This is a genomic window from Bacillus sp. JNUCC-21 (assembly GCF_041222765.1).
GTDB classification, from domain to species: Bacteria; Bacillota; Bacilli; order Bacillales; family Bacillaceae; genus Bacillus; species Bacillus velezensis.
On record NZ_CP166019.1, the window covers coordinates 3,144,902 to 3,170,016 of the forward strand.

At 48.6% G+C, this 25,115-nt stretch carries 18 protein-coding genes, 21 tRNA genes, 3 rRNA genes and 1 riboswitch; of the genes, 7 read left to right on the forward strand and 35 right to left on the reverse strand.

The features are described from left to right. Window positions 1-16 precede the first annotated feature (16 nt). Complete coding sequence (locus tag JNUCC21_RS15855) at window positions 17-265, reverse strand: type B 50S ribosomal protein L31 (protein ID WP_007408839.1); 249 nt, start codon at window positions 263-265, stop codon at window positions 17-19. Between the two features lie 197 nt (window positions 266-462). Here JNUCC21_RS15855 and JNUCC21_RS15860 point away from each other — a divergent pair, with 197 nt between their 5' ends. The 3 genes from JNUCC21_RS15860 to JNUCC21_RS15870 are packed head-to-tail and all read left to right on the forward strand — an operon-like array spanning window position 463 to window position 3,073. Beyond that, a complete protein-coding gene (locus JNUCC21_RS15860) occupies window positions 463-1,794 on the forward strand; it encodes a cytochrome ubiquinol oxidase subunit I (protein WP_015418060.1) in 1,332 nt (443 codons plus the stop codon). A 22-nt stretch (window positions 1,795-1,816) separates the two neighbouring features. Further along, the gene (locus tag JNUCC21_RS15865) at window positions 1,817-2,857 is read left to right on the forward strand and encodes a cytochrome d ubiquinol oxidase subunit II (RefSeq protein ID WP_072589488.1); all 1,041 of its coding nucleotides are present in this window, start codon (window positions 1,817-1,819) and stop codon (window positions 2,855-2,857) included. A 57-nt stretch (window positions 2,858-2,914) separates the two neighbouring features. Continuing rightward, the gene (locus JNUCC21_RS15870) at window positions 2,915-3,073 is read left to right on the forward strand and encodes a DUF1540 domain-containing protein (protein WP_007408842.1); all 159 of its coding nucleotides are present in this window, start codon (window positions 2,915-2,917) and stop codon (window positions 3,071-3,073) included. Window positions 3,074-3,445: 372 nt separating this feature from the next. Here JNUCC21_RS15870 and menC read toward each other — a convergent pair whose 3' ends face one another. The 6 genes from menC to JNUCC21_RS15900 form a co-directional block, all read right to left on the reverse strand. Then, complete coding sequence (menC, locus tag JNUCC21_RS15875) at window positions 3,446-4,561, reverse strand: o-succinylbenzoate synthase (RefSeq protein WP_072589489.1); 1,116 nt, start codon at window positions 4,559-4,561, stop codon at window positions 3,446-3,448. Beyond that, window positions 4,558-6,021: an o-succinylbenzoate--CoA ligase gene (locus JNUCC21_RS15880; protein WP_216061827.1), complete on the reverse strand. Its 1,464-nt coding sequence runs from the start codon at window positions 6,019-6,021 to the stop codon at window positions 4,558-4,560. The genes menC and JNUCC21_RS15880 overlap by 4 nt, the downstream gene beginning before the upstream one ends. 87 nt (window positions 6,022-6,108) lie before the next feature. Next, a complete protein-coding gene (gene menB, locus JNUCC21_RS15885; protein ID WP_007408846.1) occupies window positions 6,109-6,927 on the reverse strand; it encodes a 1,4-dihydroxy-2-naphthoyl-CoA synthase in 819 nt (272 codons plus the stop codon). A gap of 58 nt (window positions 6,928-6,985) precedes the next feature. Beyond that, complete coding sequence (gene menH / locus JNUCC21_RS15890) at window positions 6,986-7,810, reverse strand: 2-succinyl-6-hydroxy-2,4-cyclohexadiene-1-carboxylate synthase (protein ID WP_151280763.1); 825 nt, start codon at window positions 7,808-7,810, stop codon at window positions 6,986-6,988. Beyond that, on the reverse strand, window positions 7,798-9,534 hold the full coding sequence (menD, locus tag JNUCC21_RS15895; RefSeq protein ID WP_216061828.1) for a 2-succinyl-5-enolpyruvyl-6-hydroxy-3-cyclohexene-1-carboxylic-acid synthase: 1,737 nt from the start codon (window positions 9,532-9,534) through the stop codon (window positions 7,798-7,800). Before menD ends, menH begins: the two co-directional genes overlap by 13 nt. Further along, entirely contained in the window at window positions 9,531-10,946 is a 1,416-nt protein-coding gene (locus tag JNUCC21_RS15900; RefSeq protein WP_369878312.1) for an isochorismate synthase MenF, read from the reverse strand. The genes menD and JNUCC21_RS15900 overlap by 4 nt, the downstream gene beginning before the upstream one ends. A 282-nt stretch (window positions 10,947-11,228) precedes the next feature. Between JNUCC21_RS15900 and JNUCC21_RS15905 the strand changes: the two genes are divergently transcribed. Then, window positions 11,229-11,948: a TraR/DksA C4-type zinc finger protein gene (locus JNUCC21_RS15905; RefSeq protein ID WP_007408850.1), complete on the forward strand. Its 720-nt coding sequence runs from the start codon at window positions 11,229-11,231 to the stop codon at window positions 11,946-11,948. A gap of 157 nt (window positions 11,949-12,105) precedes the next feature. Then, window positions 12,106-12,576, forward strand: coding sequence for a TspO/MBR family protein (locus JNUCC21_RS15910; RefSeq protein ID WP_015240443.1), 471 nt, complete (start codon window positions 12,106-12,108; stop codon window positions 12,574-12,576). A gap of 34 nt (window positions 12,577-12,610) precedes the next feature. Here JNUCC21_RS15910 and JNUCC21_RS15915 read toward each other — a convergent pair. The 24 genes from JNUCC21_RS15915 to JNUCC21_RS16030 form a co-directional block, all read right to left on the reverse strand. After that, window positions 12,611-12,682: transfer RNA gene (locus JNUCC21_RS15915), tRNA-Glu, on the reverse strand. Between the two features lie 3 nt (window positions 12,683-12,685). Next, a tRNA-Ser gene (locus JNUCC21_RS15920) sits at window positions 12,686-12,776 on the reverse strand. Window positions 12,777-12,779: 3 nt separating this feature from the next. Continuing rightward, window positions 12,780-12,854, reverse strand: a tRNA-Asn gene (locus JNUCC21_RS15925). 10 nt (window positions 12,855-12,864) lie between these two features. Next, window positions 12,865-12,941 (reverse strand) — tRNA-Ile (locus JNUCC21_RS15930). A 15-nt stretch (window positions 12,942-12,956) separates the two neighbouring features. Further along, window positions 12,957-13,030, reverse strand: a tRNA-Gly gene (locus JNUCC21_RS15935). A gap of 8 nt (window positions 13,031-13,038) precedes the next feature. Further along, window positions 13,039-13,114, reverse strand: a tRNA-His gene (locus tag JNUCC21_RS15940). Between the two features lie 20 nt (window positions 13,115-13,134). Continuing rightward, window positions 13,135-13,210 (reverse strand) — tRNA-Phe (locus JNUCC21_RS15945). An 11-nt stretch (window positions 13,211-13,221) separates the two neighbouring features. Further along, window positions 13,222-13,298 (reverse strand) — tRNA-Asp (locus JNUCC21_RS15950). Window positions 13,299-13,304: 6 nt separating this feature from the next. Next, a tRNA-Met gene (locus JNUCC21_RS15955) sits at window positions 13,305-13,381 on the reverse strand. Between the two features lie 19 nt (window positions 13,382-13,400). Then, window positions 13,401-13,493: transfer RNA gene (locus tag JNUCC21_RS15960), tRNA-Ser, on the reverse strand. 7 nt (window positions 13,494-13,500) lie between these two features. Further along, window positions 13,501-13,577: transfer RNA gene (locus JNUCC21_RS15965), tRNA-Ile, on the reverse strand. Window positions 13,578-13,579: 2 nt separating this feature from the next. Continuing rightward, window positions 13,580-13,656: transfer RNA gene (locus JNUCC21_RS15970), tRNA-Met, on the reverse strand. Between the two features lie 20 nt (window positions 13,657-13,676). Continuing rightward, window positions 13,677-13,749: transfer RNA gene (locus JNUCC21_RS15975), tRNA-Ala, on the reverse strand. Between the two features lie 4 nt (window positions 13,750-13,753). Then, window positions 13,754-13,830: transfer RNA gene (locus tag JNUCC21_RS15980), tRNA-Pro, on the reverse strand. Window positions 13,831-13,847: 17 nt separating this feature from the next. Next, window positions 13,848-13,924: transfer RNA gene (locus tag JNUCC21_RS15985), tRNA-Arg, on the reverse strand. A 9-nt stretch (window positions 13,925-13,933) separates the two neighbouring features. Beyond that, window positions 13,934-14,019, reverse strand: a tRNA-Leu gene (locus JNUCC21_RS15990). Between the two features lie 19 nt (window positions 14,020-14,038). Next, a tRNA-Gly gene (locus JNUCC21_RS15995) sits at window positions 14,039-14,113 on the reverse strand. Between the two features lie 9 nt (window positions 14,114-14,122). After that, a tRNA-Leu gene (locus tag JNUCC21_RS16000) sits at window positions 14,123-14,206 on the reverse strand. 10 nt (window positions 14,207-14,216) lie between these two features. Continuing rightward, window positions 14,217-14,292, reverse strand: a tRNA-Lys gene (locus tag JNUCC21_RS16005). Between the two features lie 37 nt (window positions 14,293-14,329). Continuing rightward, a tRNA-Thr gene (locus JNUCC21_RS16010) sits at window positions 14,330-14,405 on the reverse strand. 29 nt (window positions 14,406-14,434) lie between these two features. Then, window positions 14,435-14,510 (reverse strand) — tRNA-Val (locus tag JNUCC21_RS16015). Between the two features lie 23 nt (window positions 14,511-14,533). Further along, window positions 14,534-14,649 (reverse strand): 5S ribosomal RNA (gene rrf / locus JNUCC21_RS16020). Window positions 14,650-14,699: 50 nt separating this feature from the next. Continuing rightward, window positions 14,700-17,629, reverse strand: a 23S ribosomal RNA gene (locus tag JNUCC21_RS16025). A gap of 175 nt (window positions 17,630-17,804) precedes the next feature. Continuing rightward, window positions 17,805-19,354 (reverse strand): 16S ribosomal RNA (locus tag JNUCC21_RS16030). Together the 16S, 23S and 5S rRNA genes with 21 tRNA genes alongside form the textbook arrangement of a ribosomal RNA operon. A gap of 366 nt (window positions 19,355-19,720) precedes the next feature. Next, window positions 19,721-19,821, forward strand: a riboswitch (TPP riboswitch). Window positions 19,822-19,921: 100 nt separating this feature from the next. Here JNUCC21_RS16030 and thiT point away from each other — a divergent pair. Further along, window positions 19,922-20,503: an energy-coupled thiamine transporter ThiT gene (gene thiT, locus JNUCC21_RS16035; RefSeq protein ID WP_012118271.1), complete on the forward strand. Its 582-nt coding sequence runs from the start codon at window positions 19,922-19,924 to the stop codon at window positions 20,501-20,503. Between the two features lie 30 nt (window positions 20,504-20,533). On the opposite strand, the gene JNUCC21_RS16040 is transcribed toward thiT, so the two are convergent. Continuing rightward, complete coding sequence (locus JNUCC21_RS16040) at window positions 20,534-22,063, reverse strand: flotillin family protein (protein WP_369878313.1); 1,530 nt, start codon at window positions 22,061-22,063, stop codon at window positions 20,534-20,536. Window positions 22,064-22,082: 19 nt separating this feature from the next. Continuing rightward, window positions 22,083-22,613: an NfeD family protein gene (locus tag JNUCC21_RS16045; protein ID WP_061581484.1), complete on the reverse strand. Its 531-nt coding sequence runs from the start codon at window positions 22,611-22,613 to the stop codon at window positions 22,083-22,085. A gap of 146 nt (window positions 22,614-22,759) precedes the next feature. Between JNUCC21_RS16045 and JNUCC21_RS16050 the strand changes: the two genes are divergently transcribed. Beyond that, complete coding sequence (locus JNUCC21_RS16050) at window positions 22,760-23,248, forward strand: DinB family protein (RefSeq protein ID WP_047936062.1); 489 nt, start codon at window positions 22,760-22,762, stop codon at window positions 23,246-23,248. Between the two features lies 1 nt (window position 23,249). Here JNUCC21_RS16050 and JNUCC21_RS16055 read toward each other — a convergent pair whose 3' ends face one another. Next, the gene (locus tag JNUCC21_RS16055; protein ID WP_061581483.1) at window positions 23,250-23,831 is read right to left on the reverse strand and encodes an MOSC domain-containing protein; all 582 of its coding nucleotides are present in this window, start codon (window positions 23,829-23,831) and stop codon (window positions 23,250-23,252) included. A gap of 71 nt (window positions 23,832-23,902) precedes the next feature. Beyond that, window positions 23,903-25,111 carry a choline dehydrogenase gene (gene gbsB, locus JNUCC21_RS16060; protein WP_061581482.1) on the reverse strand — a complete coding sequence of 403 codons (1,209 nt, stop codon included), beginning with the start codon at window positions 25,109-25,111 and terminating at the stop codon, window positions 23,903-23,905. Between the last annotated feature and the right edge of the window lie 4 nt (window positions 25,112-25,115).

Here is a 25,115-nt window from a genome sequence, read left to right on the forward strand (position 1 = left end):
CCCCATTGGGCTTGTCTTATTTTCCCATATTGTATTTTTTGTTGAACTGTTCGACTCTCCCGCCTTTTTCGTTGAACTTTTGGCGGCCTGTATAAAACGGATGCGTATCTGAGCTGACTTCCACTTTAATCAGCGGGTATGTTTTTCCGTCTTCCCACTCTGCCGTTTCCGCTGACGTTTTCGTAGAATGGCTTAAAAAGCGATAGCCGCTGTTCACATCTTGAAAAATCACTTGATGGTTATCCGGATGAATATCTTTTTTCATGCTGATCTCCCTTTCTCAAATCGTAATAATTACGTTTTATTTTAAACCTTAAATAACCGCTTGTCAATCATATATGCCCTGATCCCTTGATTTCTAAACCCTGCACATATATGGAATCGGAAGAATAATCTAATCGCTTCAGCAAATAATATAACCACATTACATAAAACGGTAATTTAGAAAGGCGGTTTATGATCGTGGATGATTTAGTATTAGCCAGAAGCCTGTTCGGGACAACCATGGGCTTTCATATTATTTTTGCGACGCTTGGTGTCGGCTTGCCTCTGATGATTTTAATGGCTGAATTGATTTATCAAAAAACAAAAGATCCGCATTATGCCATTATGGCGAAAAGGTGGACGAAGGCGCAGGCTGTTCTGCTCGGCGTGGCGATACCGACCGGAACGATCGCGGGTACACAGCTTGCCCTTTTGTGGCCCGGATTTATGGAAGTCATCGGCAGGGTGATGTCCCTCCCGTTTCAGATTGAAATTTATGCATTCTTTATCGAAGCGCTGTTTATGTCCATTTATGTCTACGCCGCTGACCGGCTGACTCCGGCGATGCGCATCATTGCCGTAATTTTCGTTTTGATCGGCGCCGCGGCATCCGCCGTCTTAATCACAAATGTTCACGCATTTGAAGGAACGCCGGCCGGCTTTAAAATTTTAAACGGCAAAATCACTGACGTCGAACCTTGGGCAGCGTTTTTTAATCCAAGCTTTTTCACCACCGCGGGCCATGTCGTACTGACGGCTTTCATGACCGGGGCATTTATCGTTGCGTCAGTTGCGGCTTATAAAATGCTGAGAACGAGAAAACAGGAGCAGGTATACCGCTTTCACCGAAAAGCGCTGCTGCTCGCCTTAACGATCGGCGGAATCTTTTCCATTCTTGCCTCTTTAAACGGTCACGAGTCAGCCCAGCTTCTTTACGAATACCAGCCTGAGAAGCTTGCGGGCGCAGAAGGGCTCTTTGAAACTAGATCACACGCTCCGCTTGCGATCGGGGGTTTTACTGATGCAAAAGAAGAAAAAGTAAAATGGGCGATAGAGGTGCCGTGGGCTTTAAGCTTTTTGGCCGCAAACAGCTTTGATACCGTCGTCAAAGGATTGAACGCGTTTCCGAAAGACGAGTGGCCGCCTTTATTCATCCATACACTGTTTAACGGAATGGTCGGCATCGGAATGCTGCTCATTTTGTACTCAATCATCGGCATCGTGTGGAGAAAAATTTTAAAGAAAGACAGCTTTCCGACTTGGCTTTTGATTTTATTTTTAACCGCAGGACCGCTCAGTCTGATCGGAATTGAATTCGGGTGGATATTCGCTTGTACGGGGCGGCAGCCATGGGTGATTTACCATCTCTTGAAAACGTCAGATGTCGTCACGACAACCGGTTCAATCGGTTTGCTGTTCATCCTGTTTACGGTCGTTTACGCCATTTTGGCAGCCGCAGTCATTTATGTGCTGCTTTATTATTTCCGCAAACATCCCGTTGAGGAGGATGTAAAAGCGGCGGAATCCTAACAATAGAAAGGGCTGAATTGAAATGGACATTACCATGGATGCTCTCATTGCGATATCAATCGTATGGGGCTTCGTGTTTATCTACGCGGTCATGGCAACGATGGACTTCGGAGCCGGCTTTTGGTCTATGATTTATTTAAATAAAGAACAAACAAAGGCGACAAACATCGCCAACCGTTATTTGTCCCCGACATGGGAAGTGACCAACGTCTTTATCGTCGCAATCGTTGTCGCCCTATTCAGCTTCTTTCCAGGGGCAACCTTCGTGCTGGGAACCGTTTTATTGATCCCGGGGAGTATTATTTTGCTGCTTTTAGCCATCCGCAGCGGCTTTCTCGTCTTCTCCAATACGGCGAAGGAAAGAAAAATCATGAGATATATCTCCGGAATTTCGGGCTTCATTATTCCCGCTGTGCTGATTTTGGTCCTTCCGGTCACACACGGAGGATTTATTGATAAGACGGGCGGCGTGTATCACCTGAATTTGGCAAATGTCTTTACAAGCCTTAATGCGTATGCGTTTATCGGCTTTGCCATTTTAAGCACTTTATTTTTATCTTCACTGCTTCTGGCCGATTTTTCAAATGTTGCGGAAGAGGAGCATGCGTACCGCATCTACAGACGGAGCTCTTTACTAACAGGGCCGCTGTCGCTTCTTTTTGCCTTCTTCATTATGCTGACATTACGCTCTGAAGCCGGCTGGCTGTATACGGGGATGATGAAAGACAAGACATGGCTCATTCTGTCTGTCATTACATTCATCATTGCCGGCGTGGCTCTGTTTTTGCCGAATAAACGCTTCGGCCGCAACCTCGGCAAACCAAGAATCGCCATGATCGCCATTGCGCTTCAATACTTTCTGGCAAGCTATGCATACGGACGGGCGCATCTTCCTTATATGATTTATCCGGATATTACGGTCATGTCAGGATTTACGGAGCCGGCAACCTTCAGGGCGCTGTTTATGACGTATATCGTCGCTTTCATCATTTTGTTTCCCGGGTTTTATTTCTTCTGGAAGCTCTTTATGAAAGACAGACGTTATATCCGCCAGGAGGAATAACAGAAATCAGGGCGGCTCATACTAATGGCGTACCTTTTATCTTGGAGGGGAGCCAGCATGGACCAAAAAATTCTGTGTGAAGTCAATAACTGTTCATATTGGGGCAGAGGAAACAAATGCACGGCCGACGCTATTTATGTGGTCAGCCATACAGGCGAAACCGCTGAAAAAAGTGAAGAAACGGATTGCAAAACCTTTAAACCGCATGATTTATAAAAGAAAAGAGCTGTTTTATACAGCTCTTTTTCATTTCCGCGCCGCAAGCCTTTTTGAAATCAGCCCCTGAGCCGGAGAAAATCGCGCGGATGAGAAGCATGGCAGAAAGGCGGTTCGTCGGCAAATATAGGCTGCAGGCGGTACAATCAGTATCGCATTCATGACAAGCACAGAATTTTTTTCAAGATGTACATCTTGGCCCAAGCCAGAAAGCAACACCTGCGCGCTGTTTGAAGAATAAAAAAATCATCGCATTCGCCTATTAAAAAAACCGGCTGATACAGCCGGTTCAAACTGGGGAAGGGGTGATGATGAACAGTTTCAATATAACAGCAGCATACAGGCAGCTCAACTCGCTGAAATGTCTTTTTATCAGTTGTTTGTCGTAAAAACGTCCATTTGGGTGACGTATTTTCTCATTATTTCCTGATTGACTTCGACACCCAGTCCGGGACCGTCCGGAACAGAGATGAATCCCTCTTCGATACGGATATCAGGAGTGACAATATCCTCCTCCCAGTATCGGTCTGATGAGGAAATGTCACCCGGTATCGTAAATTGCGGCAGCGAAGCGAGCGCGACTGTCTGCGCTCTCGAAATGCCGGTTTCAAACATTCCGCCGCACCAAACCGGCATGTGATGCTCTCTGCATAAGTCATGTATTTTTAAAGCCTCTGTCAGGCCTCCTACACGCGCCGGTTTTATGTTAATGATTTTACAGCTCCCAAGCTCAATCGCCCGCCTCGCGTCATCATATGAGCATATGCTTTCATCGAGGCATACCGCGGTTCTCAAGTGTTTCTGCAGGTGGCGGTGATCGACAATATCATCTGCCTGAAGCGGCTGTTCTATCATCATGAGCTGGAATTCATCCAACTCTTTCAGCCTGCTGATGTCTTTCAGTTCATATGCCGAGTTGGCATCCGCCATCAGCGGTACGTTCGGAAAACGGCTGCGGATGGCTCTGACCAGATCAACGTCATGGCCGGGCTGAATTTTTATTTTTATACGTTGATAACCTTCTTTTACGTATTGCTCAATTTCCCGAAGCATCTCATCAGCCGAAGCCAGCCCCACCGCCACGCCGGCGGGCACTTTATCTCTTTTGCCCCCTAAGGCTTCTGCGAGAGATATCCCCTTTTTCTTGGCATATAGATCCCACACGGCTGATTCAAGCCCCGCTTTTGCCATGCGGTTTCCTTTGAAACGCGCGAGACTGTCAGGCACTTCTGACGGATGGAAAAACTCGCGGCCTACGATATTCGGGATAAAAAAATCTCTCAGCATATGCGCGCATGTCTGAATCGTTTCTTCTGTATACCACGGAGAAGAAAACGCCGATACCTCCCCCCAGCCGGTTCTCCCGGTTTCATCGATCGCTTCCACGATCAAAAATTTACGGTCCTGCAGCGTTTCAATACTTGTTTTAAACGGTTTTTTCAGCCTCATACTTACATGATAAAGGGTGATTTTTTCAATCTTAATCATGACAATTCTCCTTTACGAAGCTCATTCAGCCGATGCCTCATCAGTTTATTGGACGCGTTCCGCGGGAGCCCGTCAACCTCGAAAAAAGCAGCCGGTATTTTATATTTTGCAAGCCGCTCACGGCAAAAGGCGGTCAGCTCCTCAGAACTGACAGAAGAAGTCAGCACGAGAAAAGCATGCGGCACTTTCCCCCACTTCGGATCTTCGGCTCCCGAAACACCGGCCTCCGCTACAGCCGGATGGGCAAGCAGCGCCGCTTCCACTTCTGCCGGGTAGATGTTTTCTCCGCCTGAAATAATGAGGTCCGACCGCCTGTCCAGCACGTATAAAAACCCTTCATCATCCAAATAGCCAAGATCGCCCGTTTTAAACCATCCATTATGAAAAGCGGCCTGGTTTGCGTCATCACGATGGTAATACCCTTTCATTACATTCGGGCCTTTCACCGTAATTTCACCGTGTTCAAACGGCGCACAAGGGTTTCCGTCTTTTTCAATTCTAATTTCGCATGAAAACAGCGGTTTACCGGCCGAGCCGAGCTTGTCCATACTGAATTCCGGAGAAAGCGTGACAATCTGTGAGCAGGTTTCAGTCAAGCCGTAAGATTGGAATACCGGAAATTGTTTCCTGCGGCATTCTTCAAGGAGCGGCAGCGGTGCCGGACCCCCGCCAAGCAAAATGCAGCGCAGTGATTCAGGACATTGTTCAGTTTCCGCAAGCAGGCCCGAAAGCATGGTCTGCACCGCTGAAATGATCGTGACCTGATGGGAGCTGATGCTGTCAAGCACATCGGTGACAGAAAATTTTTGATGAAGCACGACAGGCATGCCGTAAATGACCGACTTAAACAACGCAGACAGACCGCTGATATGAAACAGCGGCAGCGCAATAAGCCAGCGGTCCCGCTCCGTGACCCCCAGATTCAGCGCAGACGATACAGCGCTGGAATAATGATTACCGAAAGTCTGCTGCACCCCCTTCGGCCTTCCCGTTGTTCCTGATGTATACATAAGAGTCGCCGTATCATCAAGCGTTACATAAGCTTCAGGTTCCATGTCTTCAGCGGCTTTGGCCTGCAGCTCGTCCACATCCGCGGTGGCGACCGCAGATTCATATTCTTCGCGGCAAAAACCGTCCTCCGTCAATAAAAGCTTAGCCTGTGAATCTTCGAGCTGAAACATCCGTTCCTGTTTTGAGAGCTTCGTATTCAACAGCACAGCTTCCGCCCCTAATAAGAAGCAGGCGTGAACGGCATAAACCATTTCCGGTCTGTTAGAAAGCAAAATCGCAGCGCGGTCTCCTTTTTTAAGCGAGCAGTATTTGGACAGCCGCGCGGCCATTTGCCTAGAAGCATGATATAATTCTCTGAATGTCATCTGTTTGTTTTCAAATATGAGAGCGATTCTCTCTGGTGTCAGCTGAGCCCTTTGAATGAGCCAATTCGGCTGTTCTGTCAGCATGTTATCATCTCCGAGGTAAAAGTACTTTTTTTGAAAAGAAAACAGCTTGGACCAGAGCGGCTCAAGCTGTTTCGTAGTGTCATCTGATCACGGAAAACGAGGGAACTGACCGAAATCGGGACTGCGTTTCTCTTTAAAGGAATCGCGGCCTTCTTTCGCTTCGTCAGTCGTGTAATAAAGAAGCGTTGCATCTCCTGCAAATTGCTGAATTCCGGCGAGGCCGTCTGTATCTGCGTTAAATGCCGCTTTAAGGAAACGAAGGGCTGTAGGGCTTTTCTCAAGCATTTCTTCACACCATTTAATTGTTTCCTCTTCAAGTTTCTCTAATGGGACAACCGTATTGACAAGCCCCATGTCGAGCGCTTCCTGCGCGTTGTATTGACGGCACAGGTACCAGATTTCACGGGCTTTCTTATGTCCGACGATACGCGCCAGGTAACCTGAGCCGTAACCGGCATCAAAGCTTCCCACTTTCGGTCCGGTTTGGCCGAAAATCGCGTTATCGGCCGCAATCGTTAAATCACAGACGATATGAAGCACATGGCCTCCGCCGATGGCATAGCCTGATACCATCGCTACGACCGGTTTAGGAATAACGCGGATCAAACGCTGAAGATCAAGCACATTCAGACGCGGGATCTGATCGTCTCCGACATATCCGCCGTGACCGCGGACTTTTTGGTCTCCGCCTGAACAGAATGCTTTATCTCCCGCTCCCGCAAGAACGATGACACCAATATTGGAATCATCACGCGCACGAGCAAACGCGTCAATCATTTCTGATACCGTCTTAGGAGTAAATGCGTTATGTACCTCCGGGCGGTTAATTGTTATTTTTGCAATACCGTTATACGTCTCGTACAGGATTTCATCGTACTGACGTTCACTTTTCCATTCTGCAGCCATTGATATGACCTCCTTCATTTTTGCCTGAGTCCGGCCGAAAAGCTATTTTCTTTATGCTTTACAAGCCGTATAAAAACTCACTTACTATCTTACCAAAAATTCGCGGCTGTTCCACATGTACCGTGTGCCCCGCCTGTTTGACAACCTCTATTTTACTTGATGGGAGCAGGTTATGCACCTTTTGATTAATAGCGCAAAACTTTTCATCCCATTCACCGCATATGAGCAGGACGGGCGCTTTGATGCGGTGTAATGCCTCCCACCAGGAAGGCTGTGAGCCCGTCCCCATTCCGAGCAGGCTGCCTGCAAGTCCGGACGGATTATTTTTCAGCCTGCCGGCACGGATGGACGCCTTTACGCTGTCCGGCAGAGAAAGCTGCGTGGCAAACAACGGAATGCCCTCCCAATAATCGACAAACGATGTTATACCTTCCCGCAATATAAAATCAGCAAGCTTCCGGTCTGACTGAATCCGCTTTTTGCGTTCCTGAAGCGTGCTGAGGCCCGGGGTTGTACTTTCCAAAACAAGCGCTGACACCCGATGCGGAAATGCCTGTGCAAAGGAATACGCAAGTCTTCCCCCCATAGAATAACCAATAAGTTTCACTTTGTGAAGTTTTAATTGATCAAAAACGGCGGCAAGGTCCGCAACCTGCCGGCTCGCACTGTACCTTGCCGCTTGCACAGGCGCGTCTGTCTCCCCGTGACCCAGGCAGTCAATCATCACCATTCGTTCGCCGGGAAACATGCCGCGTAAAAACATCCATGATTCTTTTCTGCCCGTAAATCCATGCAGACAAACAATAGCTTCAGATGATTCGTGTCCGCTATCAGCAGCACGATAGCATACGCCATCGGCCGTTTTAACTGTTACAGTTTCCATTCTTTTTTCACTTCCCGCACTGCGGCCTGCAGCAGATCGCGATGGAATTGAACTCTTGATGTCCGATCTGTTTTCAGCTCGATTATATGAAGTCCGGGCTTGTCCGCCTGCGGCTGATACGCATCCTTAAATGCCTCCCATGTCTCAGGGCAAGTATACGTCCCGCCGTACAGTGCGGCGGCATGCCGGAAATCAAGACCCGTCGGCGTACCGAACAGTTCTTCAAAATGAGTCTTATCAGATGCCTGCGGCAAAAACGAGAAAATCCCGCCGCCATCATTGTTTATTAAAATAACCGTAAGCGGAATTCCAAGTTTTTTAGCCGCTAACAGCCCGTTTAAATCATGGTAAAACGATAAATCTCCAATGACAAGCGTGACAGGAGCTTTTGTACCCTCACACAGTCCCATAGCCGAGGAGACAACTCCGTCAATTCCGTTAGCGCCGCGGTTGGCATAGACACGGAAGGAGCGATCTTGTTTTTCAAAGAACGTATCCACGTCGCGAATCGGCATGCTGTTTCCGACAAAAATCGAACTGCCTTCAGGGACAAGGTGCTGAAGCTGACGATATACATTTCCTTCAAATGATAAATCATCCATGCTTGCGTCCTGTAAATGACTCCGGAACCGGTCATTGACAAACTGCCATTTCTCAAACCATCCGGACGGCCGCTTTCCGGTTTCAGCTGAACGGACCGCTTCCAAAAACACAGACGGATGGCAATGAATCATATGCGCGCCGGCCTGGGTGGGATCTCTCCATCCTCCGTCTTCATCGACGATAAACTGCTCAATGGCAGGATCATCTCTGAGCCATAAAAAGAGCGGTTTGGAAACCGGCATCGGGCCGAAGCGGATCACAGCGTCCGGGCGAAGCGCCTCTTTTATTTCTTCATCTTTTAAAAACGAGTCATAAGCATCAATAATCAGCGTCTTATCATGCTCCCCGTTTCGGAGGTTTGAAAGCGGGTCAGCTAAAATCGGAAACTGAAGCATCTCGGCAAGCGCGATGATTTGCTGCTTTTCTGCTTCACCGTGAATTTCGCCGCAGACGATCATACCTCTTTCGGTCCCCGCAAGACGCTCTGTAATATGACAGAGAGAACCTTGATCAGCTGACTGAATCCCTGTTGTGACTGAGACGTGCCGCCCCTTTCTCATTCTTTCAAAAGGTCCGGCTGATAAATCCGGCATCAAAGGCTCTCTGAGCGGCACATTGATATGGACTGGCCCCATCGGGCGCTTCCCGGCTTCACTCACGGCTCTGCCGGCCAATGTTCTGATATAGCTCAGCATTTGAGGATTTTCTTCAGGCAGAGCCGAGTCTGTGAAAAACTTAACAAAGTTACCGAACAGAAAATGCTGGTTAATCGCCTGAGGCGCCCCCACTTCCCTCAATTCATGGGGCCGATCTGCAGTCAGGACAATAAGCGGCACTCTTGAATAATGAGCTTCAATCACGGCCGGATAGAAGTTAGCCGCTGCCGTTCCTGATGTACAAATCAGCATGACCGGACGCTGGCGGGCTTTTGCAAGACCGAGTGCGAAAAAACCTGCGGATCGTTCATCAATCTGTATATGGACTTGAATATCCGGGTGGGCCGCCGCCAAAACCGCCAAGGGAGTTGACCTCGACCCCGGGCAAACAACTGCGTCGGTGACACCCGATAAAGCGAATTCATCAATAAAGCTTCCGATATAATGTGTAATCGGGTTTGTCAAAGCCTTTCACCTCCTAAAGCAGAGATCATCGGCTTTAGTTTAATTTGTGTTTCTTCATATTCTGATTGCGGATCTGAATCTTCAACAATGCCGCAGCCTGCGAAAAGCCGCGCATTTTTGCCTTCAATCAGCCCTGATCGGATAGCCACGACAAATTCTCCGTTTTCCCTGCCGTCCATCCAGCCGATCGGAGCCGCATACCATCCGCGTGTCATCGGTTCAATGTCAGCGATAACTTCAACAGCTTTCTGCTGGGGAGCTCCGCCCAATGCCGGTGTGGGATGCAGCTTTTCAATTAAATCAAACAGCGAAGCGGACGTTTTAAGATGGCCTGTGATCGGTGTATATAGATGCTGAACACTTTTTGTTTTATATAATTGCGGACCTGCAGGCTTTTTCACATCGCTGCAGCTCGACAAGAAAGAATCGTGTATCATCTGAACCACAAAATCATGTTCCGCGAGATTTTTTTCGTCATGCAGCAGCTCTTTGCCGAGACGGTCATCTTCTTGTTGATTTTCTCCGCGCTTAATTGAACCTGCCAGACAGGTGGACATAACGTCTTTGCCGGATTTTTTGATCAGCCGTTCCGGTGAAGCGCCGACAAAGCATTTATCTCCCTGCTCAATCGCAAAAACATAGCTTGTCGTTTGGTCCGTCAAAAGCTTGCGGACAACGCTCTCCGCCGGAATAGGCCCATCATATGACAAAACGACTTCCCTTGCCAGCACGACTTTATCATATTGATTTGCTTTCATATCATTTGTTGCTGTTTTAATGGCTTCAAGCCAGTTTTCCACATCAAGTTCTTCCGCTTTTGTTAAAACAGGATATTCTTCATACTCGATTGAAGAAACTGAAAAAGCTTCCGAAAAAGATTTCAGACGTTTCAGCGTATCTTCTGCCAGATTACCGTCTGCCGCCCATTGATTGACGGTTAAATAATCACCATCTGCCGTCTTTGTCAGCATGAGTGAGGGGATAAAGAACAGTCCTTCTTCGAACCCGTTCCATTCGTCTCCTCTCTCTTCAGCGGGATTAAATGAAAAACCGCCGAATAAGACAGGGCCGACCGCGGTATGCGCCGCCTCTTCTTCTTCATGAATATGAAAAGCCGTCTTTTTAAAGCGCTCCCATTGTTCAAAAACGTCGTGATAACGCTTTCCATTTTTTTCATTCGATTGGAACAGCGCTTCTGTGCCAAGACCGACTATTGTTAATTCACTACCGGGTTCTGACCAAAAAAATCGTTTGCCTTTATATTTTTTTGCTCCGTCTTTGAAAAATGATAGAGGGTCTAAAGACGCAATACGTCTTGAATAGCTCAATAAGACAGCATGGTTGACTTGTTTGGCTTTATGTAATGCATGATCTGCTTCCTCTCGGAACGTATGCTGCACCGTTGTCACCATGAGACATTCCTCCATAATCCGTTAAATGCTTTTAATACAATACACCTGTGATGACTTTGTGTCAAACACACAGATGTGAGCACGACAAAATGCCTGCATTTCTTATTATAAACCTTTTTGCGCAAATGAATAAAGAAACAAACTTGAATTTTCTTTCCCCACTCTCGGCAATCACTGTATCCTTTTACTTCCTCATGGGAAAATGACTATTTTTATCCACCATTTTTCTGCGCAAAAGCGTTCATACTAACAGTAAGCATCACATAGAAACGAGGGATTGATGTGCTTACAAACGAACAGATCACACACTTAAAAAAAGAATTGGAAGAAGCCAGACATGATATTTTAAGCCGCTTTAAAGAAAATGATCAATTTCAGTTAGCTGATGAATTCCCGTATCAGTCATCCGGCGAATTGTCTTCCTATGACAATCATCCCGGCGATCAGGCGACCGAATTATATGAGCGGGAAAAAGACCTGGCTCTGCTCGACCATGAACGGGAGCACCTTCGCGATATTGATTACTCTCTGAAACAAATTGAAAACGGCACATACGGCACATGTGAAGTCAGCGGCAAGGACATTCCTTATGACAGACTCGAAGCTCTGCCGACGGCTACGACATTGGCGGAATATTCCTCGCAGGATGCCGTTTCCAAAGACAGGCCGATTGAAGAGGAAACACCGTTCGGACAGTTTGAATTTGATGATGATGAATCAATCCGGGCGACTTACGATAGTGAAGATGCTTATCAGGATGTTGAGGAATACGGAAACTCAGAAACGCCTCAGGATTTAGAGGATCCTCCGCTCAGCTATGGGGATATGACAATGAACTCAGAAGAAAACATCGGCTATGCTGAGGATTATGAAAACTTTATCGCGACAGATATTACCGGAAAAAACATTTCCGTGTATCCAAGCAAAGCACACGAAAAATATGAACAGGAACTGGACGAAGAAGGAATTATGACGACCTTTGGCGATCTTCATGCTGATTAAAACCCCGGCCTGCCGGGGTTTTTGAATACAAATAAATGGTTTGCTGCATTTTTACACTGAAAACTCATACACTTAATGATGCATGAACCTTTTAAAAGGGTTTAATATTTCCAAAAAAGGGAACTAACGTATTGACATTGAATGACGGAGGGAACAAATGAAAAAGAAGTATATCGGTGCGATTATTGTATTTATCATTACATATGTCTTGTTTTCTTTAGCGGGGGTTCTCTTTCCCATCGACCGTGAATGGTATGACGCACTGCAAAAACCTGACTGGACGCCGAGCGGATCAGTGATCGGCATCATATGGGCGGTTTTGTTTGCGCTTATTTCGCTCTCAGCAGCCATGATATACGCAAAGTTTTCATGTAAAGAATCCAAAGCTTTTTGGGTGATGCTTCTCATCAATTATATCGTGAATCAAGGATTCAGCTATTTTCAATTCACACAGAAAAATTTGCTTGCTGCATCTATCGATTGCCTGCTTGTGGCGGTGACAACACTCATTCTGTTGCTCATTGCCGGTAAATACAGTAAAGCTTCAGCCTGGCTTCTGGTCCCTTATTTATTATGGAGCGCTTTTGCCACATACCTGTCTTTTACCATTTACACTATGAACGCATAATAAAAAACCTTGCATATTATGCAAGGTTTTTTAATGACCCGTACGGGATTCGAACCCGTGTTACCGCCGTGAAAGGGCGGTGTCTTAACCGCTTGACCAACGGGCCTTATGGCGGAGAAGGAGGGATTTGAACCCTCGCGCCGCTTACACGACCTACACCCTTAGCAGGGGCGCCTCTTCAGCCACTTGAGTACTTCTCCGTATGGCTCCACAGGCAGGATTCGAACCTGCGACCGATCGGTTAACAGCCGATAGCTCTACCACTGAGCTACTGTGGAAAAATCATCATGGTGGGCCTGAGTGGACTCGAACCACCGACCTCACGCTTATCAGGCGTGCGCTCTAACCAGCTGAGCTACAGGCCCATGACAATATAAAAATGGAGCGGGTGATGGGAATCGAACCCACGACATCAGCTTGGAAGGCTGAGGTTTTACCACTAAACTACACCCGCATGTTGTATGGGGCGATTGATGGGAATCGAACCCACGAGTGCCAGAGCCACAATCTGGTGCGTTAACCACTTCGCCACAACCGCCAAAACAATATTAAATTAAATGGTGGCTCGGGACGGAATCGAACCGCCGACACACGGATTTTCAGTCCGTTGCTCTACCAACTGAGCTACCGAGCCTTTTTTATAAATGGCGGTCCGGACGGGACTCGAACCCGCGACCTCCTGCGTGACAGGCAGGCATTCTAACCAACTGAACTACCGGACCATTTTTTGGTTGCGGGGGCAGGATTTGAACCTGCGACCTTCGGGTTATGAGCCCGACGAGCTACCGAACTGCTCCACCCCGCGATGATAATTAAATTAGATATGGCGGAGGAAGAGGGATTCGAACCCCCGCGGGCTTTGACACCCCTGTCGGTTTTCAAGACCGATCCCTTCAGCCAGACTTGGGTATTCCTCCGTATAAGTGGTGGACCTTGTAGGACTCGAACCTACGACCGGACGGTTATGAGCCGTCTGCTCTAACCAACTGAGCTAAAGGTCCAATGGTAGCGGCGGAGGGGATCGAACCCCCGACCTCACGGGTATGAACCGTACGCTCTAGCCAGCTGAGCTACACCGCCAAAAAACAATTAAAATCAAGTGGAGCCTAGCGGGATCGAACCGCTGACCTCCTGCGTGCAAAGCAGGCGCTCTCCCAGCTGAGCTAAGGCCCCAAAATGGTCGGGAAGACAGGATTCGAACCTGCGACCCCATGGTCCCAAACCATGTGCTCTACCAAGCTGAGCTACTTCCCGTTTTTCAAAAGTATGTATGGCGCGCCCGAGAGGAGTCGAACCCCTAACCTTTTGATCCGTAGTCAAACGCTCTATCCAATTGAGCTACGGGCGCAACAATAAGTGCCGAGGGCCGGACTTGAACCGGCACGGTAGTCACCTACCGCAGGATTTTAAGTCCTGTGTGTCTGCCAATTCCACCACCCCGGCATGGATGGTATAGTATAGTTGGAGCGGAAGACGGGATTCGAACCCGCGACCCCCACCTTGGCAAGGTGATGTTCTACCACTGAACTACTTCCGCGTTTGGCAATGCGGATGAAGGGACTTGAACCCCCACGTCTGTAAAGACACTAGAGCCTGATTCTAGCGCGTCTGCCAATTCCGCCACATCCGCAAGAAAAACATGGTGAGCCATGAAGGACTCGAACCTTCGACCCTCTGATTAAAAGTCAGATGCTCTACCAACTGAGCTAATGGCTCTTATTACAAGAGACTTATATAGTATAACATATAAAGGTGGTGCCGGCAAGAGGACTTGAACCCCCAACCTACTGATTACAAGTCAGTTGCTCTACCAATTGAGCTACACCGGCTTAATACGCCAACTTATGTATGATAGGAATGGTGGAGGATGACGGGCTCGAACCGCCGACCCTCTGCTTGTAAGGCAGATGCTCTCCCAGCTGAGCTAATCCTCCATATATTACACTTGCGTGTAATGGCTTGGCGGCGTCCTACTCTCACAGGGGGAAACCCCCGACTACCATCGGCGCTGAAGAGCTTAACTTCCGTGTTCGGCATGGGAACGGGTGTGACCTCTTCGCTATCGCCACCAAACCATTGAGAGTGTTCTCTCAAAACTAGATAACAGTAAGCATACATTCAAATTGATTAAGTCCTCGATCGATTAGTATCTGTCAGCTCCATGTGTCGCCACACTTCCACCTCAGACCTATCAACCTGATCATCTTTCAGGGATCTTACTTCCTTGCGGAATGGGAAATCTCATCTTGAGGGGGGCTTCATGCTTAGATGCTTTCAGCACTTATCCCGTCCGCACATAGCTACCCAGCGATGCCCTTGGCAGAACAACTGGTACACCAGCGGTGCGTCCATCCCGGTCCTCTCGTACTAAGGACAGCTCCTCTCAAATTTCCTGCGCCCGCGACGGATAGGGACCGAACTGTCTCACGACGTTCTGAACCCAGCTCGCGTACCGCTTTAATGGGCGAACAGCCCAACCCTTGGGACCGACTACAGCCCCAGGATGCGATGAGCCGACATCGAGGTGCCAAACCTCCCCGTCGATGTGGACTCTTGGGGGAGATAAGCCTGTTATCCCCGGGGTAGCTTTTATCCGTTGAGCGATGGCCCTTCCATGCGGAACCACCGGATCACTAAGCCCGACTTTCGTCCCTGCTCGACTTGTAGGTCTCGCAGTCAAGCTCCCTTGTGCCTTTACACTCTGCGAATGATTTCCAACCATTCTGAGGGAACCTTTGGGCGCCTCCGTTACCTTTTAGGAGGCGACCGCCCCAGTCAAACTGCCCACCTGACACTGTCTCCCCGCCCGATAAGGGCGGCGGGTTAGAAGGTCAATACAGCCAGGGTAGTATCCCACCGATGCCTCCACCGAAGCTGGCGCTCCGGTTTCCAAGGCTCCTACCTATCCTGTACAAGCTGTACCAACATTCAATATCAGGCTGCAGTAAAGCTCCACGGGGTCTTTCCGTCCTGTCGCGGGTAACCTGCATCTTCACAGGTACTATAATTTCACCGAGTCTCTCGTTGAGACAGTGCCCAGATCGTTGCGCCTTTCGTGCGGGTCGGAACTTACCCGACAAGGAATTTCGCTACCTTAGGACCGTTATAGTTACGGCCGCCGTTTACTGGGGCTTCAATTCGCACCTTCGCTTACGCTAAGCGCTCCTCTTAACCTTCCAGCACCGGGCAGGCGTCAGCCCCTATACTTCGCCTTACGGCTTCGCAGAGACCTGTGTTTTTGCTAAACAGTCGCCTGGGCCTATTCACTGCGGCTCTCTCGGGCTTGCACCCTAACAGAGCACCCCTTCTCCCGAAGTTACGGGGTCATTTTGCCGAGTTCCTTAACGAGAGTTCTCTCGATCACCTTAGGATTCTCTCCTCGCCTACCTGTGTCGGTTTGCGGTACGGGCACCTCTCACCTCGCTAGAGGCTTTTCTTGGCAGTGTGGAATCAGGAACTTCGCTACTATAATTCGCTCGCCATCACAGCTCAGCCTTCACGGGAAACGGATTTGCCTATTTCCCAGCCTAACTGCTTGGACGCGGATATCCAATACCGCGCTTACCCTATCCTCCTGCGTCCCCCCATTGCTCAAATGGTGAGGAGGTGGTACAGGAATATCAACCTGTTATCCATCGCCTACGCCTTTCGGCCTCGGCTTAGGTCCCGACTAACCCTGAGCGGACGAGCCTTCCTCAGGAAACCTTAGGCATTCGGTGGAGGGGATTCTCACCCCTCTTTCGCTACTCATACCGGCATTCTCACTTCTAAGCGCTCCACAAGTCCTTCCGGTCTTGCTTCACAGCCCTTAGAACGCTCTCCTACCACTGTTCGAAGAACAGTCCGCAGCTTCGGTGATACGTTTAGCCCCGGTACATTTTCGGCGCAGAGTCACTCGACCAGTGAGCTATTACGCACTCTTTAAATGGTGGCTGCTTCTAAGCCAACATCCTGGTTGTCTAAGCAACTCCACATCCTTTTCCACTTAACGTATACTTTGGGACCTTAGCTGGCGGTCTGGGCTGTTTCCCTTTCGACTACGGATCTTATCACTCGCAGTCTGACTCCCAAGGATAAGTCATCGGCATTCGGAGTTTGACTGAATTCGGTAACCCGGTAGGGGCCCCTAGTCCAATCAGTGCTCTACCTCCGAGACTCTTACCTTGAGGCTAGCCCTAAAGCTATTTCGGAGAGAACCAGCTATCTCCAGGTTCGATTGGCATTTCACCCCTACCCACACCTCATCCCCGCACTTTTCAACGTGCGTGGGTTCGGGCCTCCATTCAGTGTTACCTGAACTTCACCCTGGACATGGGTAGATCACCTGGTTTCGGGTCTACGACCACGTACTCAATTCGCCCTATTCAGACTCGCTTTCGCTGCGGCTCCGCATCTTCTGCTTAACCTTGCACGGGATCGTAACTCGCCGGTTCATTCTACAAAAGGCACGCCATCACCCGTTAACGGGCTCTGACTACTTGTAGGCACACGGTTTCAGGATCTCTTTCACTCCCCTTCCGGGGTGCTTTTCACCTTTCCCTCACGGTACTGGTTCACTATCGGTCACTAGGGAGTATTTAGCCTTGGGAGATGGTCCTCCCGGATTCCGACGGAATTTCACGTGTTCCGCCGTACTCAGGATCCACTCAGGAGAGAACGAAGTTTTGACTACAGGGCTGTTACCTCCTATGGCGGGCCTTTCCAGACCTCTTCATCTACCTCGTTCCTTTGTAACTCCGTACAGAGTGTCCTACAACCCCAAGAGGCAAGCCTCTTGGTTTGGGCTGGTCCCGTTTCGCTCGCCGCTACTCAGGGAATCGCATTTGCTTTCTCTTCCTCCGGGTACTTAGATGTTTCAGTTCCCCGGGTCTGCCTTCTCATATCCTATGTATTCAGATATGGATACCACTCCATTACGAGTGGTGGGTTTCCCCATTCGGAAATCTCCGGATCAAAGCTTGCTTACAGCTCCCCGAAGCATATCGGTGTTCGTCCCGTCCTTCATCGGCTCCTAGTGCCAAGGCATCCACCGTGCGCCCTTTCTAACTTAACCGTTAAAAAGAATCACTACGTGATATCTTGCATTACTAATTGAATGTGAATTACTTCTGTTATCTAGTTTTCAAAGAACAACATCTCGAAGAATCGAATGATCCTTCAAAACTAAACAAGACAGGGAACGTTCTGTTTATAAGACCCAAGGTCTTATATTCCGTTAAAATCCTTAGAAAGGAGGTGATCCAGCCGCACCTTCCGATACGGCTACCTTGTTACGACTTCACCCCAATCATCTGTCCCACCTTCGGCGGCTGGCTCCTAAAAGGTTACCTCACCGACTTCGGGTGTTACAAACTCTCGTGGTGTGACGGGCGGTGTGTACAAGGCCCGGGAACGTATTCACCGCGGCATGCTGATCCGCGATTACTAGCGATTCCAGCTTCACGCAGTCGAGTTGCAGACTGCGATCCGAACTGAGAACAGATTTGTGGGATTGGCTTAACCTCGCGGTTTCGCTGCCCTTTGTTCTGTCCATTGTAGCACGTGTGTAGCCCAGGTCATAAGGGGCATGATGATTTGACGTCATCCCCACCTTCCTCCGGTTTGTCACCGGCAGTCACCTTAGAGTGCCCAACTGAATGCTGGCAACTAAGATCAAGGGTTGCGCTCGTTGCGGGACTTAACCCAACATCTCACGACACGAGCTGACGACAACCATGCACCACCTGTCACTCTGCCCCCGAAGGGGACGTCCTATCTCTAGGATTGCCAGAGGATGTCAAGACCTGGTAAGGTTCTTCGCGTTGCTTCGAATTAAACCACATGCTCCACCGCTTGTGCGGGCCCCCGTCAATTCCTTTGAGTTTCAGTCTTGCGACCGTACTCCCCAGGCGGAGTGCTTAATGCGTTAGCTGCAGCACTAAGGGGCGGAAACCCCCTAACACTTAGCACTCATCGTTTACGGCGTGGACTACCAGGGTATCTAATCCTGTTCGCTCCCCACGCTTTCGCTCCTCAGCGTCAGTTACAGACCAGAGAGTCGCCTTCGCCACTGGTGTTCCTCCACATCTCTACGCATTTCACCGCTACACGTGGAATTCCACTCTCCTCTTCTGCACTCAAGTTCCCCAGTTTCCAATGACCCTCCCCGGTTGAGCCGGGGGCTTTCACATCAGACTTAAGAAACCGCCTGCGAGCCCTTTACGCCCAATAATTCCGGACAACGCTTGCCACCTACGTATTACCGCGGCTGCTGGCACGTAGTTAGCCGTGGCTTTCTGGTTAGGTACCGTCAAGGTGCCGCCCTATTTGAACGGCACTTGTTCTTCCCTAACAACAGAGCTTTACGATCCGAAAACCTTCATCACTCACGCGGCGTTGCTCCGTCAGACTTTCGTCCATTGCGGAAGATTCCCTACTGCTGCCTCCCGTAGGAGTCTGGGCCGTGTCTCAGTCCCAGTGTGGCCGATCACCCTCTCAGGTCGGCTACGCATCGTTGCCTTGGTGAGCCGTTACCTCACCAACTAGCTAATGCGCCGCGGGTCCATCTGTAAGTGGTAGCCGAAGCCACCTTTTATGTCTGAACCATGCGGTTCAGACAACCATCCGGTATTAGCCCCGGTTTCCCGGAGTTATCCCAGTCTTACAGGCAGGTTACCCACGTGTTACTCACCCGTCCGCCGCTAACATCAGGGAGCAAGCTCCCATCTGTCCGCTCGACTTGCATGTATTAGGCACGCCGCCAGCGTTCGTCCTGAGCCAGGATCAAACTCTCCGATAAAGTAGTTTGACTGACTACGCACATCACTGTGCGATTTATTTAAAACTTTGAATTAACAGGTACGTTTTGTCTTGTTTAGTTTTCAAAGATCATTACCGCTTGTTGAAGCAGCTTTATTATCTTACCACTCAGCTTCTTTTATGTCAACAACTTTTTTTGAGCTGTTTCCGAAGCTTTTCGTTGTTGTCTGCTGTTCATCAGCGACGTTTAATAATATAACACCCTTTTGAAAATATGACAATAGTTTTTTTAAAAAAATCATTAATTATTTTCTTTCATACTTATTTCAGTTTCTCTTCTATAGAAAGATAAGCTGTCTTGTGGTTTGGCATATTTTCTTGTATAGTAAGATTGAACTAAATACTTGATGACCACAAGGGGAGCATTAAAGCTGAGAGTGAACATTTTGTTCTGACCCTTTGAACCTGTTAGTTAACGCTGGCGTAGGGATGTGGCAAAGCCAAATGATTTGCAGTTTATGCAAGCAGCGCGCGGACCTTTTCCCATCCTTCCCCGCGCTGCTTTTTTGTTTATCCTTGTTACGGTTGTCTGACCAGGGGGAAAACTATGAATCATTCAACACGGCTTGTGCGCTTAATTGAAATAGCGATTATGACCGGGGCGGCTGTCATTCTGGACATTGTCTCAGGTATGTTTCTCCGGATGCCCCAAGGCGGTTCGGTCTCTATTATGATGATTCCGATTTTTTTGATTTCATTCCGCTGGGGAGTGAAAGCCGGGCTTACGACAGGCTTTTTGACAGGGATTGTCCAGATCGCCATCGGCAATTTGTTTTTGCAGCACCCGGTGCAGCTATTTCTTGATTACATCGCGGCATTTGCAGTCCTCGGTTTCAGCGGCTTGTTTGCTTCCGGTGTACGGGAATCGGCATTGAATAAAAAAAGAGGCGCTTTAACGATGTATGTTATAGGCGGTGTTTTCATCGGCAGTGTGCTGCGCTATGCGGCGCATGTGGTCTCCGGAGCTGTCTTTTTCGGAAGCTATGCTCCGAAGGGCACGCCGGTATGGATTTATTCGTCCGTCTATAACGCGACTTATATGATTCCTTCTTTTATCCTTTCGGCCATTGTCCTTATCTTATTATTCATGACTGCGCCGCGGCTTCTTGAAGCTAAGCGGACAAACTGAAACAGCAGGCGGTTTACGCCTGCTGTTTTTTTATTCCGGGCTGTGCCGTTCGTTTGAATCACTCAGTTCTTTTGTAAGTTCATTTATACTTTGTTTTATGTTTCCTTTACCTGAAAAATTCTCAATAAGCTCTTTTACATTGATTCCGGAAGATGCTTTTAAGCTTTCCTGAAGACCGGCCATTAAATTGGTTGCGTAGCCTGTGACTTTATTGGCCCCGCTGTTTTCACCGCTTCCTCCCGTATCAACGACGGTTATTTTATCAATGTTGGAAAGAGGCGCTGAGACTTGCTTCGCATATTCAGGCAGCATTTTCACAATCATATCAAGGATTGCAGCCTGCCCGTATTTTTCGAATGCTTCGGCGATTTTTTCTTTAGCTTCCGCTTCTGCGAGACCTTTCAGGCGGATGACTTCCGCTTCGGTTTCTCCTCTCGCCTTTTCAGCCTCCGCTTTAGCAAGACCGTCAATTCTCACGCGTTCCGCTTCCGCCTTGGCCATCGCTTCGATACTGTACTGCTCGGCATCCGCTTCTGCGAGCTGCTTCGCTTTTGCGGCTTCGGCCGCTTGTTCCACCGAGTAACGGTCGGCATCGGCTTTTTTCTTCACTTCAGAGTCATATTGGCGCTCACGGCGCAGAATTTCTTTTTCCTCCAATTCAATCTGCTTTTGCCGCTCAATAATTTTAATTTGCATTTCCTGCTCTGTCACCTGCTGGCGGGCTTTTGCTGTTTCAAGATCATATGCCTGGCCGGCATTGGCTTTTGCTGTATCCTGCTCTCTTCTGTATTCCGCCATTTTCAGCTGATTGATTTTTTCCGCTTCAGCTATTTCCGTCGCCCGCTCCAGCTCTGATTTTTTTGCGTCTTTATCAGCGGCCGCACGTTTAATCCTCGTCTCTTTATCCGCTTCTGCCGTGGCAATGTCCGCATCCCGCTTGACTTGGGCGATTCTCGGCTTACCTAATGATTCAAGATAGCCGTGTTTATCGCGGACGTCTTTAATCGTAAAAGAAACGATCACGAGCCCCATTTTAGCAAGATCCTGAGACGCGACCCGCTGGACTTCCTGAGAAAACTTTTCCCTGTTTTTATAAATCTCTTCAACGGTCATGGAGCCGAGGATGGAGCGCAGATGGCCTTCCAGCACCTCCCGCGCCTCCTGCTCACGGTCGTCCTTGGATTTCCCCAAAAATTGTTCAGCTGCTGTTGCGATTTCACTGATAGAGCCTCCGATTTTAATAATGGCGGTTCCGTCGGCCATTACCGGCACGCCTTGTTCTGTATAGACTTCAGGTGTAGAGACATCAAGTTTGCTTGACAGTAAACTGAGAGGTTCTGCCTGCTGGAATACCGGGAGCACGAACGTTCCCCCGCCCCGGACGATTTTCAGACGATTTCCGCCTTCATCAATGTGGACGTTCTTATTTCCCAAATAACTTCCGGTCACGATAAGGGCTTCGTCCGGCCCCGCTGTCCGGTACTTCGTAATAAATACAGCAATAAGTGCGATGAGTAAAAAGAATACGATTCCGATAACGATGATAATCGGCATAGTCATAACAGTTCCCCCTTAGATATCAGATTGGTTCATGCGGCGTCACAAAAAGCACTCCGTCTTTCACGTCAATCACTAATACGGCAGTTCCGTACTTGATCTGTTCTTGATCAAAGCTGACGGCTGATTTAGAAATGGCGCCCCCTATTCCCTCTATGATCACTTCTCCATAGCCGTCTTTCGGGACGGAAGTAATGACCCTGCCGACTCTGCCCTTTAAATCTGTCTCCCGATATGCGAGCGATTCTTCCGCTGATGAAAGCGGGACAAGGACGAAGAAGTGAAGCAGGCTGACCAAAAGAACCGAAAGAGCAAATGAAAGTAACGCAATGACAGAACTTGATAGCGGAGCGGCGATTTCGCCGATATAACCTGAGGCTGAAAAGATTGTTAAAAAAGACAGAATCAATGCAGGGTTTAAAAATGAAACAGGAATGGCTTCCGAGAGGCCGTGAAACACATCTTGAAAAAACAGAATCAAAAGCGTGAGACTTCCCGAAATAATCAATGTGTAAAGATAGACCGTTTCAAGCGGCAGATGAAATATGTCCATCTTCTATCCTCCTTTCGGCTGAGGTGTCGGAGTGTTACTTTATATACGGATGTAAAGGTAAATGGTTTCAATTTTCTGATAAGGAAGGCTGATTACATGATTATCCAATCCGGATATGATATGTTTACTCTAAAGGAGGAGATAGGATGAGCATTTTTAATGAAGCCAGACAGCAGATCTGGGAAGAACTGAAAGGACTCTCTGATGAGGAATTCAACCGAAAGCCCGCGGCTGATGAGTGGAGCGTGCGGGAAGTCCTTGACCATTTAAAGAAAATTGACGAAACAGCGCAGACCCTTTTATCAAAGCAGGCAAAAGACGCACCGTTAAAAGAAATAGAAGAAAAACCGATGGAGTTTATAGAGGACAGAACAGATAAACGGCCGGCGCCGTCACACCTCGAACCTGAGCAAAACCGATTATCAGTCATTGAAGCAAAACAAGAATTAGATACGGCAAGACAGCAGCTGACCGCAGTTATTTCATCATTAAACGAGGAAGACTTTGAACGTGTGCTTCCGCATCCTGTTTTTCAAGAACTGACGATCCGCCAGTGGATTGATTTTATCGGCCATCATGAAAAGCGTCACATTAATCAAATAAAAGAAATCAAACAAAAAATCGAAAAGGTCTGAGTCAGACCTTCTCGATTTTTTTCTTGGCGCGTTTCGGTTCATAAGAATGGATGGTGACCGCATCGCCCGTGCATATGTCACCCGGGCGTTCAACAATACAGACAATTCCTCTTCTGCCCATCGCGTGCCTCACAAACGCCGCGGCGAGTTTTGGCTGATTCGGATAAAAGGATTGAATGACTTCTCCCGGCTGAATGCACGGATCATTTTCTCCCTCGCACAACAGAGACGCACCGCTTGGAAATATCATTCTGCTTCCTTCTTTAAGCGGCGTCAGTGCAGAAAAACCGCTGATTGCGATGTTAGCGCCGAGCCATTCGGGAAAGATATGAGAAATCCCCATCTTCTCCGCAATGTCATCACATTCCTCCATGGACACGATTGAAATCTGTCTCCGGTTAAAAATTTCTGTTCCTCTTTCATACATCGGCTCACGCGCGCCGGCCTTTTTTGTCAGTCCGAAATGCAGGTCACCGGGAAACCCGCCGTATTCCGCACGAAGCTTGTCCATCTTTTTGGTAACAAATTGTTCGGTATCCGCTATATATACGCCTTCCGTCTTTGCTGTTATGCGTTTCCACATCAGCCGCCACCGCCTTTTTCTTGACATTATCCTTAAAAAACCCCGCTCTGTAAAGGAGCGGGGTTCATTTATTATACCGTTTTCGGCGTTAAGTCAAAGCAGCGTTTGTAAATCCAGTTGTATGCTTTCTCATTCAAATCTCTTGGATTCCCGAAAGTTTGCGGATCTTTCATGGCTTCTTTTGATAAACGTTCAATCATGTCCGGAGACACACCTTGTTCTTCTAAACTCGGCACCTCTAAATCTTTTACAAGATCATACATCCAGTTGACGGACGCTTTTGCCGCTTCTTCGGTTGTCATGTTGCTTGTATCGATTCCGAATGCTTTGGCGATGCGGGCGAATTTTTCCGGATAGCCTTTCCAGTTGTATTCCATTACCGGCCCCATCATAGCTGCGACGCATTGTCCGTGAGCGACAGGGATGATGCCGCCGAGCGTCTGGCTCATCGCATGCGCCGCGCCTGCTGATTCACTGCCGTATGAAAGGCCGGCAAGCATCGCCGCCTGCGCCATGCCGTATCTTGCTTCCAAATCCTCTCCGTCCGCAAACGAGCGCTTAATATAATGCGCCGCATATTCAATGGCCATTAAAGCGACGGCATCAGTGATCGGCTGGGCGAATTTCATCGTATAGCACTCGATGGCGTGCGCAAGTGCGTCAATACCTGTCATGGCCGTCACATGCGGAGGCATGGACGTGTGCAGCTCAGGGTCAATGACCGTTAAATGCGCGGCGATAAGCGGTCCGCCCGTATTGAATTTAAATTCTCTTTCCTCATCTGTAATGACCGCCCATTGTGTGACCTCTGAACCTGTTCCCGCAGTCGTCGGGATCGTTGTCAGCGGAGGAATACGGTTTTCCAGCGGCTTTTTGCCTTCCGCGGCTTCATAATCAAGCACGCTTCCTTCGTGTGTCGCTTCTACCCCGATCGCTTTCGCCGTATCCATGGAGCTTCCGCCGCCGACAGCCACAAGACCGTTGCAGTTTTCTTTTTTATACAGTTCTGATCCTTCGTTTACAAGACGTACAGGCGGGTTCGGCTCCACTTTGTTAAACAGGACGACTTCGATGCCCGCTTCCTGTAAAGATTCAATGACCGGGTTTGCCACTCCCGCGTTATAAATTCCCGGGTCTGTTACGAGCAGCGCTTTTGTGACGCCAAGCGCTCTGACTTCACTTCCCGCGTGCTGAATCGCGCCGATTCCGTGTTTAATGACTGTCGGGATTTCGAATGTATGGAATTTATGCATGCTTTCTACTTTCATATTTAATGTCATATTG